This window comes from Pseudomonas sp. NFACC08-1 (assembly GCF_900106735.1).
Classification (GTDB): Bacteria; Pseudomonadota; Gammaproteobacteria; order Pseudomonadales; family Pseudomonadaceae; genus Aquipseudomonas; species Aquipseudomonas fluorescens_Q.
This window is the reverse complement of record NZ_FNNL01000003.1, coordinates 181,798-198,938: the sequence shown is the minus strand read 5'-3', so window position 1 is coordinate 198,938 and position 17,141 is coordinate 181,798. Positions and strand designations below refer to the sequence as shown.

At 61.9% G+C, this 17,141-nt stretch carries 12 protein-coding genes; 4 read left to right on the top strand and 8 right to left on the bottom strand.

Going from position 1 to position 17,141, the window contains the following annotated elements:
* Window positions 1–68: 68 nt before the first annotated feature.
* Window positions 69–1,433 carry a formimidoylglutamate deiminase gene (locus tag BLU76_RS07985; RefSeq protein WP_092146450.1) on the top strand — a complete coding sequence of 455 codons (1,365 nt, stop codon included), beginning with the start codon at window positions 69–71 and terminating at the stop codon, window positions 1,431–1,433.
* Window positions 1,434–1,554: 121 nt separating this feature from the next.
* Here BLU76_RS07985 and BLU76_RS07980 read toward each other — a convergent pair whose 3' ends face one another.
* Both BLU76_RS07980 and BLU76_RS07975 read right to left on the bottom strand, forming a co-directional pair.
* Window positions 1,555–2,124: a lipocalin family protein gene (locus tag BLU76_RS07980; protein WP_072345109.1), complete on the bottom strand. Its 570-nt coding sequence runs from the start codon at window positions 2,122–2,124 to the stop codon at window positions 1,555–1,557.
* 106 nt (window positions 2,125–2,230) lie between these two features.
* A complete protein-coding gene (locus BLU76_RS07975; protein WP_003196877.1) occupies window positions 2,231–2,485 on the bottom strand; it encodes a hypothetical protein in 255 nt (84 codons plus the stop codon).
* Between the two features lie 282 nt (window positions 2,486–2,767).
* On the opposite strand from BLU76_RS07975, the gene BLU76_RS07970 reads away from it, so the two are divergent.
* Window positions 2,768–4,660 (top strand): methyl-accepting chemotaxis protein, encoded by a 1,893-nt coding sequence (locus BLU76_RS07970; RefSeq protein ID WP_218190199.1) that lies wholly within the window; start codon window positions 2,768–2,770, stop codon window positions 4,658–4,660.
* A 113-nt stretch (window positions 4,661–4,773) separates the two neighbouring features.
* Here the strand turns inward: BLU76_RS07970 and BLU76_RS07965 are convergent, their stop codons facing one another.
* The 5 genes from BLU76_RS07965 to BLU76_RS07945 form a co-directional block, all read right to left on the bottom strand.
* Window positions 4,774–5,370, bottom strand: a complete 597-nt coding sequence (locus BLU76_RS07965; RefSeq protein ID WP_092146454.1) for a DUF924 family protein — start codon at window positions 5,368–5,370, stop codon at window positions 4,774–4,776.
* A 3-nt stretch (window positions 5,371–5,373) separates the two neighbouring features.
* The gene (locus tag BLU76_RS07960; protein WP_014336119.1) at window positions 5,374–6,384 is read right to left on the bottom strand and encodes a class 1 fructose-bisphosphatase; all 1,011 of its coding nucleotides are present in this window, start codon (window positions 6,382–6,384) and stop codon (window positions 5,374–5,376) included.
* 231 nt (window positions 6,385–6,615) lie between these two features.
* Window positions 6,616–7,992, bottom strand: a complete 1,377-nt coding sequence (locus BLU76_RS07955; protein WP_092146456.1) for a DUF3999 domain-containing protein — start codon at window positions 7,990–7,992, stop codon at window positions 6,616–6,618.
* Window positions 7,989–11,612 carry a DUF2339 domain-containing protein gene (locus BLU76_RS07950; RefSeq protein ID WP_092146458.1) on the bottom strand — a complete coding sequence of 1,208 codons (3,624 nt, stop codon included), beginning with the start codon at window positions 11,610–11,612 and terminating at the stop codon, window positions 7,989–7,991. Before BLU76_RS07950 ends, BLU76_RS07955 begins: the two co-directional genes overlap by 4 nt.
* A 290-nt stretch (window positions 11,613–11,902) precedes the next feature.
* On the bottom strand, window positions 11,903–14,353 hold the full coding sequence (locus BLU76_RS07945; protein WP_092146460.1) for a glycogen/starch/alpha-glucan phosphorylase: 2,451 nt from the start codon (window positions 14,351–14,353) through the stop codon (window positions 11,903–11,905).
* A 106-nt stretch (window positions 14,354–14,459) separates the two neighbouring features.
* Here BLU76_RS07945 and BLU76_RS31470 point away from each other — a divergent pair, with 106 nt between their 5' ends.
* Window positions 14,460–14,600, top strand: coding sequence for a hypothetical protein (locus BLU76_RS31470; protein ID WP_155767778.1), 141 nt, complete (start codon window positions 14,460–14,462; stop codon window positions 14,598–14,600).
* Between the two features lie 6 nt (window positions 14,601–14,606).
* On the top strand, window positions 14,607–15,044 hold the full coding sequence (locus BLU76_RS07940) for a YkgJ family cysteine cluster protein (protein WP_092146462.1): 438 nt from the start codon (window positions 14,607–14,609) through the stop codon (window positions 15,042–15,044).
* A gap of 151 nt (window positions 15,045–15,195) precedes the next feature.
* On the opposite strand, the gene typA is transcribed toward BLU76_RS07940, so the two are convergent.
* Entirely contained in the window at window positions 15,196–17,016 is a 1,821-nt protein-coding gene (gene typA / locus BLU76_RS07935; protein ID WP_047226918.1) for a translational GTPase TypA, read from the bottom strand.
* Window positions 17,017–17,141: the final 125 nt, after the last annotated feature.

The following is a 17,141-nucleotide window of genomic DNA, read 5'->3' as shown; positions in this document are numbered from 1 at the left end:
GCCGGAGTTTACCGGCCAGGCAAACGTCTGTATATGTATATACAAATTACGCACGATGAGGTTGAACCATGTCCGCCTTCTTTGCCGAACGCGCGCTGCTGCCTAGTGGATGGGCCCATGATGTACGTCTTGAGGTCGATGCCGAAGGCGTCCTGACCCATATCCAGGCCGGTTCCCACGCAGACGGCGCCGAACGGCTGGGCGGCCCGCTGTTGCCGGGTATGCCGAACCTGCACTCCCATGCCTTCCAACGGGCCATGGCCGGGCTGGCGGAAGTGGCGGGCAATCCCAACGACAGTTTCTGGACATGGCGCGACTTGATGTACCGCCTCGTCGGAAAAATCAGTCCCGACCAACTCGGCATCATTGCCCGCCAGCTGTACATCGAAATGCTCAAGGCCGGCTACACCTCAGTCGCCGAATTCCACTATGTGCACCACGACACCGATGGCGCGCCCTACGCCGACCCGGCGGAGCTGGCCCTGCGCATCAGCCACGCCGCCAGCGCTGCTGGCATCGGCCTGACGCTGCTGCCGGTGCTTTACAGCCACTCGGGGTTTGGTGGCCAGGCGCCCAATGACGGGCAACGCCGGTTCATCAACAGCACCGAAAACTACTTGAAGCTTCAGTCGCGCTTGCAGCCGATCCTGGCCGGGCAGCCGTCCCAGGCGCTGGGTCTGTGCTTCCACTCGCTGCGTGCCGTGACGCCCGGGCAGATCCAAGATGTGCTGGCCGCCAGTGACCGCGAGTGCCCGGTGCACATTCACATTGCCGAGCAGCAGAAGGAAGTCGACGACTGTCTGAGCTGGAGCGGCGCCCGTCCGCTGCAATGGCTGTACGAAAACACCGAAGTCGACCAGCGCTGGTGCCTGGTCCACGCTACCCACGCCAACACCCAGGAAGTCAGCCTCATGGCCAGGAGCCGGGCGATTGCCGGCCTGTGCCTGACCACCGAAGCCAACCTGGGGGACGGGATTTTCCCCGCCGTGGATTTCCTCGCCCAGGGCGGGCGCCTGGGAATCGGCTCTGACAGTCATGTATCGCTAAGCGTGGTCGAAGAATTGCGCTGGCTGGAATATGGCCAGCGCCTGCGGGATCAACGGCGCAACCGCTTGTATCGGGCGGATCAGCCGATGGTCGGTCGCACCTTGTTCGATGCGGCGCTGGCAGGCGGCGCCCAGGCCCTGGGGCAACCGATCGGCGCCCTCGACATCGGCAAGCGCGCCGACTGGCTGGTTCTCGATGGCAGCGACCCGTATTTGGCCACGGCCCAGGGCGACGCAATCCTCAATCGCTGGCTGTTTGCCGGTGGCGATCGCCAGGTACGCGATGTGATGGTCGGCGGCCGGTGGGTGGTGCGCGATGGGCGGCATGCCGGCGAAGAAGAAAGCGCCCGCGCGTTTACCCAGGTATTGCGCGAGCTCTTAGGCTGACGCAGATAAAAAGTGTGGGAGCGGGCTTGCTCGCGAAGGCGGTTTGTCAGCTAACGATTATGTCGGCTGATACACCGAATTCGCGAGCAAGCCCGCTCCCACATTGAATACTTGCAGGCAGTCAGTCCGAAGTCTTGGCCATCTGCCGATCCGACGCGCGCCAGATCAGTCGGGTCGTGTCATAACCCTGCTGGCGTGCCTTGCTCAGCAGTTCCTCGCGCACGACGCTATTGACGGTCGGTGTACGGGACAGCAGCCACATGTAGCGACGGCTTGGGTCGCCGACGATGGCGGTCTTGTAGTCATCGCTGACGTACAACACCCAGTATTGCCCTTTCGCCACGCCCGGCACGATCCGCGAAAACCAGTTGTCGAACTCGACCCAGAGCTTGTCGGTCTTGCCCGGCACCTGCGGCGTGGCGGTGCCCCTGGCTTCTTCCCACTGCCAGTCCGAGGTCAGGCAGCGATTGAGCACGCCCACGTTGCCGTCTGGCTTGAGGGTGTAGTGAGCTTCCGATTGCGCGCAATTGCGCTGGAAATACATGGGCAGGCGGGCCAACTCATACCAGGTGCCTTGGTAGCGCTTGAGATTGACGCTGTTGACCGTCTTGGGTGCCAGCGGATCTTCGCCAGAAGTGGCACAGCCAGCCAAAATCAGGCCAGCCAAAAGCACAAAAACTAACCGCATCATTATTTTTCTCCCGCGGGCACTGTGGCCAGCATGGTTAGTTCGTCAGTTCTACTTCTGGCGCCGAAGTAGAACTGACGAACTAACCATACTGGCCACCTTCCCCGGTTTACTTCAGGCCTTGGCCGGAAAACATCAACACTTTGTCACCGGCGTACTGCACGCTGATAAAGCTTTTCTGGTCGCCCCAGGTGCAACTGGACATGCCGAGCGCGCCCGAGCAATCGGTCGGTTTCCCCAGTAACGTTTCGACTTCGGACTTGGGCATGCCAGCCGACAGCTTCGAATAGTTTTCCTGGTTGACCTTGCTGCATGCAGTCAATACGACACACACAAACAACAAGGCGATAGATCGCAGCGACATGGTGTACTCCTGGAACGGAAGGGGGGTGGCAGGTGCCAACCAGAAGCTTAGAAGAGAAAACCCCTATCTGGTTCCCCGACACCCCCGGTATTTATTGGGTCTGGCCTGGTGTTTCATCGGTGAAACACTCACTTTGTGACAGCGTCGTGCATTTCGTCGGAATTGAACCGCTATCGGCTGATGGGGCGCTCTGGCACGCCGATAAAAAGAAACAGCGCAAAGGAACGCGTTATGGCAAATTGACAGCCCGTCCTGACCCGTCCCTCCGCGGTAGTGTTATTAATGACCAGAAACATGAAATTCAGCCATAAAATCCTATTGGCTGCCGCCCTCGTGGTGGCCGTTGCATTCGCCTGTTTCATCCTGTTCAACGACTATCGTCAACGCCAGAGCTTGAACGCCAGCACCGAAACCTCCATGCAGGAACTCGGCAGCCTGACCAGTCGCAATATCCAGACGTGGGTCGAGGGCCGCATCCAGCTGCTGCAATCGCTGGCCCAGCAGATTGCCGTGGACGGCAGCAGTGCCGACAGCCTCAAGCGCGCCGTGGGCTTGCCGGCCTACACCAGCAATTTCCAGCTCAGTTATTTTGGTGGCACCGACGGCGTGATGTTCTCGGTACCGGCCGGCAATCGCGCTGCCGATTACGACCCGCGCGCCCGTGGCTGGTACAAGGCCGCCAACAGCGCGCAGCAAACCATCGTCACCGAACCCTACATCGCCGCCTCGTCGGGCAAGCTGGTGATCACCGTCGCCACCCCGGTGCAGCACCAGAACCAGATGATCGGCGTGGCCGGTGCGGACATCGACCTGTCCAGCGTCAGCGCCATCATCAATTCGCTGAACTTCGGCGGCCACGGCCACGCGTTCATCGTCAGTGCCGACGGCAAGATCCTGATCCACCCCGACAGCAAGCGCGTGCTCAAGACCCTGGCCGAGGCCTACCCTAACGGCGCGCCTCAAATCAGCCCGGGCGTGAAAGAAGTCGACCTCGACGGCAAGCCCCAATTCATCTCCTTCACCCACGTCAACGGCGTGCCGGGAGCCGACTGGTACGTGGCGCTGGTGCTCGACAAGGACACCGCGCTGGCGATGCTCAGTGAGTTCCGCACTTCGGCGCTGATCGCCATGGTCATCGCGGTGGTGTTCATCATCGCCCTGCTTGGCATGTTGATCCGCGTGCTGATGCAACCGCTGCTGACCATGGGCCGCGCCATGCACGACATCGCCGAAGGCGAAGGCGACCTGACTCGGCGCCTGGTCATCCACGGCCACGACGAATTCGGCGCGCTGGGGACGTCGTTCAACCGCTTTGTCGAACGCATTCATACCTCGATCCGTGAAGTGGCCTCGGCCACCGGCCAGGTCAACGAAGTCGCCCTGCGCGTGGTCAGCGCGTCCAACTCGTCGATGTTCAACTCCGACCAGCAGGCTTCACGCACCAGCAGCGTAGCCGCGGCCATCAACCAGCTCGGTGCCGCCGCCCAGGAGATCGCCCAGAACGCCGCCCTCGCCTCGCAGCATTCCAGCGATGCGCGCAGCCTGGCTGAAGATGGCCAGCACGTGGTGGATAAAACCATCGCGGCCATGCAGCAGTTGTCGGCCAAGATCAGCGATTCGTGCGGCAACATCGAAACCTTGAACAGCAACACGGTGAACATCGGCCAGATTCTTGAGGTGATCACCAGCATTTCCCAGCAGACCAACCTGCTCGCCCTCAACGCGGCCATCGAAGCGGCCCGTGCCGGTGAAGCCGGGCGCGGCTTCGCGGTGGTCGCCGATGAAGTGCGCAACCTGGCCCACCGCACCCAGGATTCGGCGCAGCAAGTGCAGAAGATGATCGAAGAACTGCAAGTCGGCGCCCGGGAAGCGGTGCTGACCATGACCGACAGCCAGCGCCAGAGCGAAAGCAGCGTCGGCATCGCCAACCAAGCCGGCGAACGCCTGGGCAGCGTGACCCAGCGTATTGGTGAAATCGACGGCATGAACCAGTCCGTGGCCACCGCCACCGAAGAACAGACCGCCGTGGTGGAGTCGATCAACGTCGACATCACCGAGATCAACACCCTGAACCAGGAAGGCGTGGAAAACCTGCAAGCCACCTTGCGCGCCTGTGCCGATCTTGAGCAGCAGGCGGCGCGGTTGAAGCAGTTGGTGGGTAGTTTCCGGATCTAGTGCCTGGACTGGCCCCGTCGCGAGCAAGCTCGCTCCCACATTAATGATTGCGAACGGGGTCAAATGTGGGAGCGAGCTTGCTCGCGATAGCGGCGTCAGCTACACCGAAAGAATCAGAACCTGGACCCAGGCCTGTTCAAAAACTCCATTTCCTCAGCCGTGGACTCGCGCCCCAACACCGCATTGCGATGGGGAAACCGTCCAAACCGCGCAATGATCTTCTGGTGCCGCTCGGCATAATCCAGGTTGTCTTCAAACACCGCCCGCTGCGCCTCCGGTTGCTCTCGAACCAGGTCGATGAAGCGCGACACGGCCTCGTTCTGTACCGCAAGGTTTTCGCAGTGTTCAAGCACGAGGTAGATGAATACGCGCTGGATCGGTTTGAGTTGCCGGTCGAAACCCGCTGCCATGCCCTGGGCTACCAGCGCTTGGGCACGCAGGTCACCGGAGAAGGCTTTGGGGGTGTCGCGAAAGATCATTCGCGGGAGTTGGTCGAGGAGCAGCACCAGGGCCAGCCAACCTTCCGGGCGTTGCGCCCAGTCGGACAATTCGCCAGCCAGTGCCAGCTCGACCTGATCGCCGAAGCGCTCGTTGGCCTGGCGATCATGGCGTTTGCCGAACCACAGCTTGCCTCTGTCAGCCGATATTTCGTCCGGTGTCTTGGCTGAACCAAACCACCAATCGAGCAACGGCTGCCAGGGCTCGGCCATGATTTATTCCTTGTGGTAGGCCGTAACGCGCGCCACTTCTTCCTTCGAGCCGAGGAACACCGCCACGCGCTGGTGCAGGCCGTCGGGCTTGATATCAAGGATGCGCTGGTGGCCGTCGGTGGAAGCGCCGCCCGCCTGTTCCACCAGGAACGACATCGGGTTGGCTTCGTACATCAGGCGCAGTTTGCCCGGCTTGGACGGCTCACGGCTGTCGCGCGGGTACATGAACAGACCGCCACGGGTCAGGATACGGTGCACATCGGCAACCATCGCGGCGACCCAACGCATGTTGTAGTTCTTCTTCAGAGGGCCTTCTTCGCCTGCCAGCAATTCTTCGACGTAGCGTTTTACCGGGGCTTCCCAGTGACGCTGGTTGGACATGTTGATGGCGAATTCCTGGGTGGTTTCAGGAATGGTGATGTCTTCGTGGGTCAATACGAAGCTGCCCATCTCGCGGTCCAGGGTGAAGCCTTTGACGCCGTCGCCCAGGGTCAGCACCAGCATGGTCTGAGGGCCGTAGATGGCATAACCGGCGGCAACCTGTTCGGTGCCTGGCTGCAGGAAGGCCTTTTCATTCAAGGCTTCGTTCTGGCTCAGGTATTCGTTCGGGCAACGCAGTACCGAGAAGATGGTGCCAACCGGTGCGTTGATGTCGATGTTCGACGAACCGTCCAGTGGGTCGAACACCAGCAGGTAGGCACCCTTGGGGTATTTGCCCGGGATCTGGTAGGCATTGTCCATTTCCTCGGACGCCATGCCGGCCAGGTGACCGCCCCATTCGTTGGCTTCGAGCAGGATTTCGTTGGACAGCACGTCGAGCTTCTTCTGCACTTCGCCCTGCACGTTTTCGGTGCCCATGCTGCCCAGGACACCACCCAGCGCGCCTTTGGAGACGGCGTGGCTGATTTCCTTGCACGCACGCGCCACCACTTCGATCAAAAAGCGCAGATCGGCAGGGGTGTTGTTGCTGCGGGTCTGCTCAATCAAATAGCGACTCAAGGTAACGCGGGACATGGACGGCTCCGAAGAATAGGGGACGGAAAAACCAGCGCAGTTTAGCGCGAGTCGGGACTTAATTCCTCCTATGAGACGGGGAATGGCGGATTGAGTTCACGGGGTGGCGGCTCGCTTGTGGATTTTGGGTCGCTGGGAGACCGAATCGCGAGCAAGCTCCCACAGTTTGACCGAGTTGTTTCAACAAACGCGGCCTACTGTGGGAGCGAGCTTGCTCGCGATGAATTCACCTCAACCCTTGACCGGTGGCTTGCGCAGCAAGCTGAACGCCATCGCCGCGAGGAACAGTACGCTCAGCAGCAGCACCGCCCACAAGCCGATTTTCTTCCAGTTGGTCCCGACCGTCGCAGGCGTGGCTGCCGTGGCCGCAACCGGGGTTGACGTGGCCGCGCCGTTCACCGTCGCCGTACCCAGCGTCGCCAGGCGCGACGGTTTGTAATCGGGCACCAGCGTGGTCAAGGGCAAGCTGGCCGCTTTCACTGTCGCGTTGCCCAGGGCCAGGCGGTAAGGCCCTTCGCCGCGCGCCAGGAACACCACCTGCGTCGGACGCACGGCAAAGCGCAGGGCCGGGGCTTCGCTACCCAGGCCACCGCCACGCTCGTCCACGGTCAATTTCAATTGCTGCACGGTCTGGCCGGACAGTTGCAATTGGTTTTGCAGCACATCCTGGCCGTTCTGGGTCAGGCGATAGAGCAAGCCACTGCCCAGCGGTTGCCACGGATGGCTGCTTTCACGGCGACCGGCCAGAGTCACCGGCGCCAGGCTGTTGGCCTGGCTCAGCTCGACTTGCACCTGCTCGATGTTCAGCCCCATGGGCAACTGCCAGGTGTATTCACCGGCCTTCGTGATGCTGCCGGCCAACGGCTGCGACCAGGCCAGCGGCAACGGCAGGCTTTCGCGGCTGGCGCTTTGCAACTGGGCCGCGGTCAGGATCGGCGCGGAGGATGGCGAATCCCACAACAATCGCAGGTAACGCGCCGATTGCCCCGGCAAGCTCACTTCATGCTGCTCGACTCGCTCATCGGCAAAGGTCAAGCGCGCCACCTGGCCTTCACCCCACGACTGCCAGTGTTGCAAGTCATCACTGGCTTCTATGGTGAACCGCTGGAAGCCGTCGCGCTCACTGGTCCAGTCGAGGACCAACTGCTGCAACGGCGCCTTGATCGCACTGGCATCCAACAACCAGCCACGCAGCTCCTCCTCCCCAGCTTCGAGCCTGCTGGAGGGTTGGACTTCCACCAAGGTGCCGTTGGCGTTCGATTGCACCCGCACACTGGGCGCGCGTTCATTGTCATCGGCGGCGTTGTACAGCGGGAACCACTTCACGTCGGTGAGGGTGCGGTTTTCCCGGCTCTGGGCCGACTCACGTACCAGGGCGTAGGCCTGGGCCTGACCGGCCGCGTTGAAGACCCGCAGATCGCTCAGGTCGGTCTGCCGCGCCTGCAACTGCACGTCCAACGGCAACGGCAAGCGATACCACGGCCCCTCGCCGCTCAAGGCCAACGGCACTTGATGGGCGAAATCCGCCGGTTGCTCCTGGGCCACGGCCGACAATGCCGCCCATAACCCCACCACGCCCAGCCCGATCCGACTCAACTTGCGACTCAAGACGACACTCCCTCACTGACAGGCATAGGCGGCTCATCCTGGGCGACCGTCTCCGGGCGCTTGGGTGGCAGCGGCGCAAAATAGCCCACTACCAGCAGCAACACGCCTACACCGATAAACGAAACAATCCGCGCCAGACCGCCACGGTTACTCAATTCGACAAAGAACAGCTTGGCCACGACCACGGCGATCAACGCAGCACCGATCAGCCACACTTCACGGCGATGGCGCAGATGCCCACCGATCATCAGCCCCAGGGCGATCAGGGTCCAGACAATGGACAGCCCGGCCTGCACGAACATCGACTCGAGCAGCGCGTCCAGCGCGTATGGCACCCCCATCCACTGGTGGGCCGTGCGCATCACCAGGGCGGTGAAGAACGCGAACAGCGACACACCGGCGATCAACTGGGCGATGTTCCCGACGCGATTCCAACGGTTCGTCGATTGCTCCACGGCGTTGCGAGCCCACACATAGATACCGAACAAGGCGAACAGCAGGCCCAGCTCCAAGGGGTTGAGCAACGGCACATAAGGCAGTGGCTCTGAGTTGCCATCGCTGAAGGTGTTGGTCAGCCAGAACCAACCGAGCATCAACAGCGCCATGGGTGCCGCCGCGTAGACCCGATATTCCTGTGGTTGTGCCGAAACCGGCCATGGCAGGGTACGCGGCGTGGCCATCAGCACCAGGTAAAGGCCTGGCAGGATCGCCCAGCCCAGCCAGCGCCAAGCGTTGTACTGCTCGGACAGCAATAGCAGACCGTAACGCAACTCCAGCATCAACACCGCCATCAGCAACCAGCAACCGAGCACATGGGCCGTACTGCGCGCCGGGGCCGGCAGCATCGGCGCCAGGCGCTTGAGCGAGAGGAAGTGCACGGCAAATACCGCTAGCCAGGCCAGCCAGCCGAAATTCGCGGCCGGATGATACTGGCTGTGCCACGTCGCCACCAGCACGCAGCCCGCCGCCGGAATCAGCAAGGTGCACAGCAGCCCCAGCGCCGGCCATTTCAACCGCAGCGACAAAAGGCTCCACACCGCCACGCTGATGGCCGCGACCAACAACAGCAAGCTGCCTTGCAGGTTCTCCGGGGCAAAACGCAGCACTTCGCTGACCCACGCCAGCGCCCACCAACCCGCGCCCCAGATCAGCAACAGCTCGGACAGGCGCTGCAAGCTCAAGGCGTCCAGCTCCTGCGCCGCGTGCGCCCGTTGCAGGCGCCATGCGCCCACCAGCGCTGCCAGCCCCAGGACCAGCGGCGTCCAGAACCCGCTATGGGCCAGCGGTCGCAGTCCCTCGGCGTTGAGCGGCCCCAACAGTGCTGGCCCTGCCATCAGGAACGACGCGCCGCCGAGCAGTTGCAGCAGCAGACCGAAGACAAAGCTCACGCGCTGCTTCAGGTACAGGCTCAACCAGATGATCAACAGCCCGCTGGCCGCCCACACACCACTCGCGGTTTGCCAGGGCAGGACGAACAGCACCGCGAGGTTGATCAGCACCAGCCCCGCCAGCAGTACCACTGACAAGCCGCGCAGCAACCGGACATCGTTGCGCACCATATCGTCGCGCGCCGCCAGCAACATGCCGCCGATCAACGCCAGACCGATCAGAGAAGCACTGAGCAAACCGCTCCAGCCCGCGCTGAACACCGCCGCCGAATCGCCCTCGGCACCTTGCAAGCGCAACAGGAACAGGGCTCCGCCGAGCAATTGCACCGCGAACGCCGTGAACAGGAAACTGCGCGATTGCAGGCGCAGGCCGACAAACAACGTCGCCAATCCGGCCAAGGCCCATGCGATGGCCGTGCCGTGAGTGAAGAAGAACAACGGTGCCAGCAGATAGAGGAAACTCAAGCCCAGCACTGCCAGCACCGGCAGGCCTTGGCGCTCCCAAGCCGCCGTGTGTTCAGGGGCTGCCTTGCGCAGTTGGTAGAACGTGAACAACAAAGCGCCGCCGAGCATCAACGCCCCCAACGGTGAGCCGTCGAGCAGGCTGCTTTCGCCAGATCGCAATTCGCTGAGGAAGGCCAGCGCCGAACCCAATTGCAGCAACAAAGCAAAGGCTCGTGCGAAAGGTCGTTGCTGACGCAGGCCCAGCCAGAAGATCCCCGCACCCTCCACGGCCCACGCAGCGGCGGTCCAGCGGGCGTCGAGCCCCAAGGGAATCGCCAGGCTGGAAAAAATCACCCCCAGGGCCAGGCAGGTTTCCGCCAGCAACAAGGCGCGGCCGCCCATCAATAGCCGCGCCAGGCCCATGTAGATCATGCCCAGGGCCAGGGCGCTGAAGGCAGCGGCGAACTCCAGGTGCTGCACCAACGCGAACTGCAAGCCGAAGCCCACCAGCGGCGGGGCGAACAGCATGGTGCCGTCGACGTAATCGCCCTTGCGCGCCGACCAGCGCAACAACGCGTCGCGGCTGCCCTCTTCGGGGGCGTCGTTCATTTCCAGCAACTTGCGCCGGGTGAACAGCAAGCCAATCACCAGGTAGATAAGGAAGAACAGGATCAGGAACGGCTCGGTACTCCAAAGCAGCTCCGGTGTGTAGGAACGCATGCCCCAGGCGAAACCGATACCGAAGGTACCGACAAAGCCGATCAGGTTGAGCAGGCGCCAGGCCTTGAACCAGGCAATCGCGAGGATGCCGGCATTGAGCAGGATGAAATAGCTGAACAGGGCGACGTGGTTGCCGCTGCCGGTGGAAGTCAGGATCGGCGCGGCAAACCCGCCCAGCGCCGCAGCCGCGGCCAGGCCCAGGGCGTTCTGGGTAATCGCCAGGATTGCCGAGAACACCGTCACCGCGACCAGCAAGCCCAGGGCCGCCTTGGAGTCGAGCAACGGATGCAGGCGCATGGCCGCGAACACCGTCAGGTACAGCACCGCGATGCCAGTCCCCTGGAGCATAAGCGCATAGTTACTGTTGCGTTGGCGCAACCACCAGCCCAGGCCCAACAGGCCCAACGCACTGGCCGCGACGCCGGCGTAACGCAACTCGATCGGCACCACCATGCCTTCGGTGGCATAGCGCAGCAAAAACGCCAGGCCGAGGAACAACAGCACCACGCCGACCCGCAGTACCGTGTTGCCGCCGAACAGCCAGTTGCGCGCGCCGATGATGGCGCGGTCGAACAGATTCGGACCACGCGGGGCCGCCGGCTCCGCAATCACTGGTTCCAGAGGCAAAGGGGCAAAATCACGCTCGGCACGTCGACTGGACGTCTCTGGTGCGGGCTTCCAAATGTCATCGGGCAACGGCTGGCTGGCCTGGGTGGCCATAGCGGGTGCGGGTTCGAGGTCTGACGGTAGTTCCCAGACGAGCTCCGGTTCGGTGCGCGTCGCGGGCTTCGCGGCCTGGGGCGCGACAACCTCGGGCACAGGGGCCGGATCACTCGGTTCGGCCACCTTGCCGCGTTCGAGTACCGCCAGGCGGCCCTCCAACGTGAGCAAGCTCTGCTGGGCCTCTTGCAACAAGATCTGTTGCTTGGCCGCCTGGACACCCAGGCGCCCCAATCGAAACGCCTGGGCGATGCCAAGCCCCACCAAAGCGCCTATCAGCGCATCGGCGAACGACTCGTCCACCACCCAGCCGAGTGCCAGGCCCAACAGCGTCAAGATCCATTGCATGGTCGATATCCCTAAGCGGCCCGTTGCGGGCATGACCGGGGTGATGCGGTGCCTGGATCAGTCTAGTGGAACCCCCCAAACCCTGTGGGAGCGAGCTTGCTCGCGATAGCGGCATGACAGACACCTCAAGGTTGACTGATACACCGCTATCGCGAGCAAGCTCGCTCCCACATTGGATTGTTGGCACTTCCAGTGCTGAGCCCGGCTACACAGCCCGGCGAAACTGGCGCCTAGTATATCGACGAAGCCCAACCGCCGTTGGGCTTCGCTCACATTTCTTACAGTAAATGCTACTCCAGGGCTTTCCAGATATCGGTGGCGTACTCACGAATGGTCCGGTCCGAGGAGAACCAGCCCATGCGCGCGGTGTTGAGCACCGCCGAACGCCACCATTGCTTGGAGTCGTGCCAACGCTCTTCGACCTTGGCCTGGGCGTTCCAGTACGAGTCGAAGTCGGCGCAGACCAGGAAGCGGTCGTAATCGACCAACGAGTCCACGAGCCCGGCGTAGCGCATCGGATCATCCGGCGAAAACACTCCGCCGCGAATCGCCTGCAGCACGTCGTTGAGCCGATGGGACGCGGCGATGTCCGGCGCGGCGCTGAACTCACCGTTTTGCTTGCGGGCCTCCACCTGCTCGGCGGTCAGGCCGAAGATGAACATGTGCTCACCGCCGATGCGCTCATGCATCTCCACGTTGGCGCCGTCCATGGTACCGATGGTCAGTGCGCCGTTGAGGCCGAACTTCATGTTGCTGGTGCCCGACGCTTCGAAACCGGCCGTGGAGATCTGCTCCGACAGGTCCGCCGCCGGAATGATGCTTTCGGCCAGGCTGACGTTGTAGTTAGGCAGGAACACCACTTTGAGCAAGCCGCGCACGGTCGGGTCGTTGTTGACCACCCGGGCGATGTCGTTGGTCAGCTTGATGATCAGCTTGGCCTGGTGGTAACTGGCAGCGGCCTTGCCGGCGAAGATCTTCACCCGCGGCACCCAGTCCACCTCCGGCTCGGCGCGGATCGCCTGGTACAGCGCCACAGTGTGCATCAAGTTGAGCAACTGGCGCTTGTACTCGTGGATCCGCTTGACCTGCACGTCGAACATCGCCGCCGGGTTCACCGCGATGCCCAGGCGCTCGTGGATCAGATAAGCCAGGGCCTTCTTGCTGTGCAGGCGCTGCTCGGCGAACAGCTTGCGAAACGCTGGTTTGTCGGCAAACGGCTCCAGTTCGATCAAGCGCTCCTCGGGGTTGTCGAGCACGCTCGGGCCGAGGGCATCGACCATCATCGAGGTCAATTCGGCGTTGGCCTGGAACAGCCAGCGGCGGAAGGTGATGCCGTTGGTCTTGTTGTTGATCCGCTCCGGATAGAGTTTGTGCAGCTCGGAAAACACCGTGCTGCGCATCAACTGGGTATGCAACCCGGACACCCCGTTGACGCTGTGGGAACCGAGGAACGCCAGGTTGCCCATGCGCACCCGGCGGCCATTGTCTTCTTCGATCAGCGAAACCGAACGCAGCACATCGAAATCGTGCACGCCCTTGGCCCGCAGTGAATCGATGTGCTGGGCGTTGATCAGGTAGATGATCTGCATGTGCCGGGGCAACATGCGCTCCATCAGCCCCACCGGCCAGGTTTCCAGGGCTTCGGGCAGCAACGTGTGGTTGGTGTAGGACAGCGTGTCCTGGGTGATCTGCCAGGCCGCATCCCACGCCACGTCGTAGACGTCCACCAGTTGCCGCATCAGCTCGGCCACGGCAATGGATGGGTGAGTGTCGTTGAGCTGGATCGCCGCGTGATCGCCCAGGGTCAGCACCGAGGTGTGCATGTTGCGATGGCGACGCAGCAGGTCCTGCAGCGAGGCGGCCACGAAGAAGTATTCCTGGCGCAGACGCAGTTCCTGGCCAGCCTCGGTGCTGTCGGCCGGGTACAGCACGCGGGAAATACTTTCGGCCCGGGCCACTTCGGCTACCGCGCCCAAGTGGTCGCCGGCGTTGAAGCGTTCCAGGTGCAGGTCTTCCACAGCGCGGGCGCGCCACAGGCGCAGGGTATTGACGCTGGCACCGCGCCAGCCCACCACCGGCGTGTCGTAGGCAATGGCCCGCACGGTTTCGGCCGGGGACCAGACTTGCCGGGTCTTGCCGGCCTCATCGGTGACGGTTTCGACGCTGCCGCCAAAACCGATCGGGTAGACCACCTCCGGGCGCTCGAACTCCCACGGGTTGCCGAAATCCAGCCAATGCTCGGTCTGCTCCTGCTGCCAGCCGTCAACGATGGCCTGACGGAACAGGCCGTGCTCATAACGGATGCCGTAGCCATGGCCGGCAATCCCCAGGGTCGACATGCTTTCCATGAAGCACGCGGCCAAACGGCCAAGACCGCCGTTGCCCAATGCTGCATCCGGCTCGAGCAGACGAATGCGCTCCAGGTCCACACCCAGTTCGGTCAGCGCCTCGCGCGCCGTGTCCAGCAGGCCCAGGTTGCTCAGGCTGTCGTAGAGCAAGCGGCCGATGAGGAACTCCAGGGAGAGGTAATAGACGCGCTTCTGGCCCTTGCGGTAGATCTGTCGCGTGTGGTCCATCCAGTGTTCGACCATGTGGTCGCGGGCGGCAAGGGCGATGGCTTCGAACCAATCGTGATCAAACGCATGATCCGGGTCCTTGCCGACGGCATAAGTGAGTTTGGTCAACACGGCGTCGCGAAATGCGGCAACTTCAGCTTCGCGAACAAGTGGTTCTTGAGTCATTGATAAGACCTCGAACGAGCATGGAATTGTCTGAGCCTAGACGGTCTGACAGACGGTACAGGCTCTTGGTTCGGTGGATTTCCCCGAGTGTCGGAGAATCGCCGCCATGGAATTGCCGGATGGTCGAATGAATGCAGGGGCCGTGCCGATCCGGGCGGGTTTGGCCGGGATGAAAAAAAACTGGCGGATGGTCGTTCAAAATTTCACCAGTCCCGGTATGATCGCGCGCCCTGATGCATGCTGGTAAACCGTGATGATGAAGCCCAACCTGATCGCCGCCGCGGAGATCGACCGACTCGATACCTGGGCCAAATACTCCGCCCCGATGTGCGGTTCCTGCGTGTCGAGCTGCTGCACGCTACCGGTGGAGGTCAAGATCAAGGACCTGATCCGCATCGGCATCGTCGATGAGTTCGAACTGGGCGACCCGCCGAAGAACATCGCCAAGCGCCTGCAAAAGGAAGGGATCGTCGAGCGCTACAACCAGAAGTCGGAAATCTTCACGCTCCAGCGCATGAGCAACAACGATTGCCTTTATCTGGACCGCAAGAGCCGGTTGTGCACCATTTACGAGAAACGCCCGGACACCTGCCGCAACCATCCGCGGGTCGGGCCACGGCCGGGGTATTGTGCCTACAAGCCCAAGGAAGTGGAGCGCGAGCGCAATCTGCGGACGCTGGATAAGTTCTGATCTATTGATAATTCAGCGGTGCCTGAGCCGACGCTATCGCGAGCTTGCTCGCGATAGGGCCCTGACAGCCGCCACATAACTTCCAGGCATAAAAAAACGCCCCCGATCTAACGACCGGGGGCGTTTTTTTAGCTGCTAACTAAGTCGAAACTCAGTTGCCGCTTTTCTTGGCAGCGCGGGTACGCTCGCTTTCGCCCAGGATCTTCTTGCGAAGACGGATGGACTTCGGCGTCACTTCGCACAGTTCGTCTTCCTGCACGAACTCCAGCGCTTGCTCCAGGGTGAACTTGACCGGCGGAACCAGGGCGATGGTTTCGTCTTTGCCCGAAGCACGCATGTTGTCGAGCTTCTTGCCTTTGGTTGGGTTCACGCCCAGGTCGTTGTCGCGGCTGTTCAGGCCGACGATTTGACCTTCGTAGATATCCTGGCCGTGCTCGACAAACAGCTTGCCGCGCGCTTGCAGGGTTTCCAGCGAGTAGGTCAGTGCCTTGCCGGTCGCAACCGATACCAGCACGCCGTTCTGACGGCCGGACATGTCACCGGACTTCATCACGTCGTAACGATCGAAGATCGAAGTCAGGATGCCGCCACCGGAGGTCAGGGTCAGGAACTCGTTACGGAAACCGATCAGGCCACGAGCCGGGATGTTGTACTCAAGGCGCACACGGCCCTTGCCATCCGGAACCATGTTGGTCAGGTCGCCTTTACGCAGGCCCATTTGCTCCATGATCGCGCCCTGGGATTCTTCCGGCAGGTCGATGGTCACGTTTTCGTACGGTTCGTGCTTGACGCCATCAACCATGCGGATGATCACTTCAGGACGGCCCACGCCCATTTCGAAGCCTTCGCGACGCATGGTTTCGATCAGTACCGAGAGGTGCAGCTCACCACGGCCGGAGACCTTGAACTTGTCAGCCGAGTCGCCTTCTTCAACGCGCAGTGCAACGTTGTAGAGCAGCTCTTTGTCCAGGCGTTCCTTGATGTTACGGCTGGTCACGAACTTGCCTTCTTTACCGCAGAATGGCGAGTCGTTGACCTGGAAGGTCATGGAAACGGTTGGCTCGTCGACGGTCAACGGCTTCATCGCTTCGACGTTCAGTGGGTCGCACAGGGTGTCGGAGATGAACAGTTGCTCGAAGCCGCTGATGCAGACGATGTCGCCGGCCGCTGCTTCTTCAACGTCGATGCGGTGCAGGCCGTGGTGACCCATCAGCTTGAGGATACGACCGTTGCGCTTCTTGCCGTCGGCGTCGATGGCAACCACCGGGGTGTTCGGCTTGATGCGACCACGGGCGATACGGCCAACACCGATCACACCCAGGAAGCTGTTGTAGTCCAGTGCCGAGATCTGCATCTGGAACGGACCGTCACGGTCGACTTTCGGCGCCGGTACGTCGTCGACGATCGACTGGTACAGCGGGGTCATGTCTTCAGCCATGTTGGTGTGGTCCAGACCGGCAATACCGTTCAGGGCCGAGGCGTAGACGACTTTGAAGTCCAGCTGTTCTTCGGTGGCGCCCAGGTTGTCGAACAGGTCGAAGATCTGGTCCAGGACCCAGTCCGGACGCGCGCCTGGACGGTCAACCTTGTTGATCACCACGATCGGACGCAGGCCGGCTTCGAAAGCCTTCTTGGTCACGAAACGGGTTTGCGGCATAGGGCCGTCCTGGGCGTCAACCAGCAGCAGCACGGAGTCGACCATCGACATCACGCGCTCTACTTCACCACCGAAGTCGGCGTGGCCCGGGGTGTCCACGATGTTGATGTGGTAGCCATTCCAGTTGATGGCGGTGTTTTTCGCCAGGATGGTAATACCGCGCTCTTTTTCCTGGTCGTTGGAGTCCATCACGCGCTCGTCGTTGAGCTCGTTGCGCTCCAGGGTGCCGGATTGACGCAAGAGTTTGTCTACCAGGGTGGTCTTACCATGGTCAACGTGAGCAATGATGGCGATGTTGCGTAGATTTTCGATCACTTGTGTATCTCGATCAGAGGATTCGGTGTGCTGACAGGTCGTGGCAGCGATTTACGTTGAGTCCGACAAGGCCGTTACAGCCTGTCGGCGGCGTCGGGGGGCCGGTGACGCAGGCCACAGGCAAA

Excerpts from the sequence above, each read along its gene's own strand:
- BLU76_RS07960 (WP_014336119.1), bottom strand. The coding sequence starts at position 6,384 with ATGTCCCGCGTTACCTTGAGTCGCTATTTGATTGAGCAGACCCGCAGC.
- BLU76_RS07970 (WP_218190199.1), top strand. The coding sequence starts at position 2,768 with ATGACCAGAAACATGAAATTCAGCCATAAAATCCTATTGGCTGCCGCC.
- BLU76_RS07945 (WP_092146460.1), bottom strand. The coding sequence starts at position 14,353 with ATGACTCAAGAACCACTTGTTCGCGAAGCTGAAGTTGCCGCATTTCGC.
- BLU76_RS07985 (WP_092146450.1), top strand. The coding sequence starts at position 69 with ATGTCCGCCTTCTTTGCCGAACGCGCGCTGCTGCCTAGTGGATGGGCC.
- BLU76_RS07980 (WP_072345109.1), bottom strand. The coding sequence starts at position 2,124 with ATGATGCGGTTAGTTTTTGTGCTTTTGGCTGGCCTGATTTTGGCTGGC.
- BLU76_RS31470 (WP_155767778.1), top strand. The coding sequence starts at position 14,460 with ATGGAATTGCCGGATGGTCGAATGAATGCAGGGGCCGTGCCGATCCGG.
- BLU76_RS07975 (WP_003196877.1), bottom strand. The coding sequence starts at position 2,485 with ATGTCGCTGCGATCTATCGCCTTGTTGTTTGTGTGTGTCGTATTGACT.
- BLU76_RS07965 (WP_092146454.1), bottom strand. The coding sequence starts at position 5,370 with ATGGCCGAGCCCTGGCAGCCGTTGCTCGATTGGTGGTTTGGTTCAGCC.
- BLU76_RS07940 (WP_092146462.1), top strand. The coding sequence starts at position 14,607 with ATGATGAAGCCCAACCTGATCGCCGCCGCGGAGATCGACCGACTCGAT.
- BLU76_RS07950 (WP_092146458.1), bottom strand. The coding sequence starts at position 11,612 with ATGCAATGGATCTTGACGCTGTTGGGCCTGGCACTCGGCTGGGTGGTG.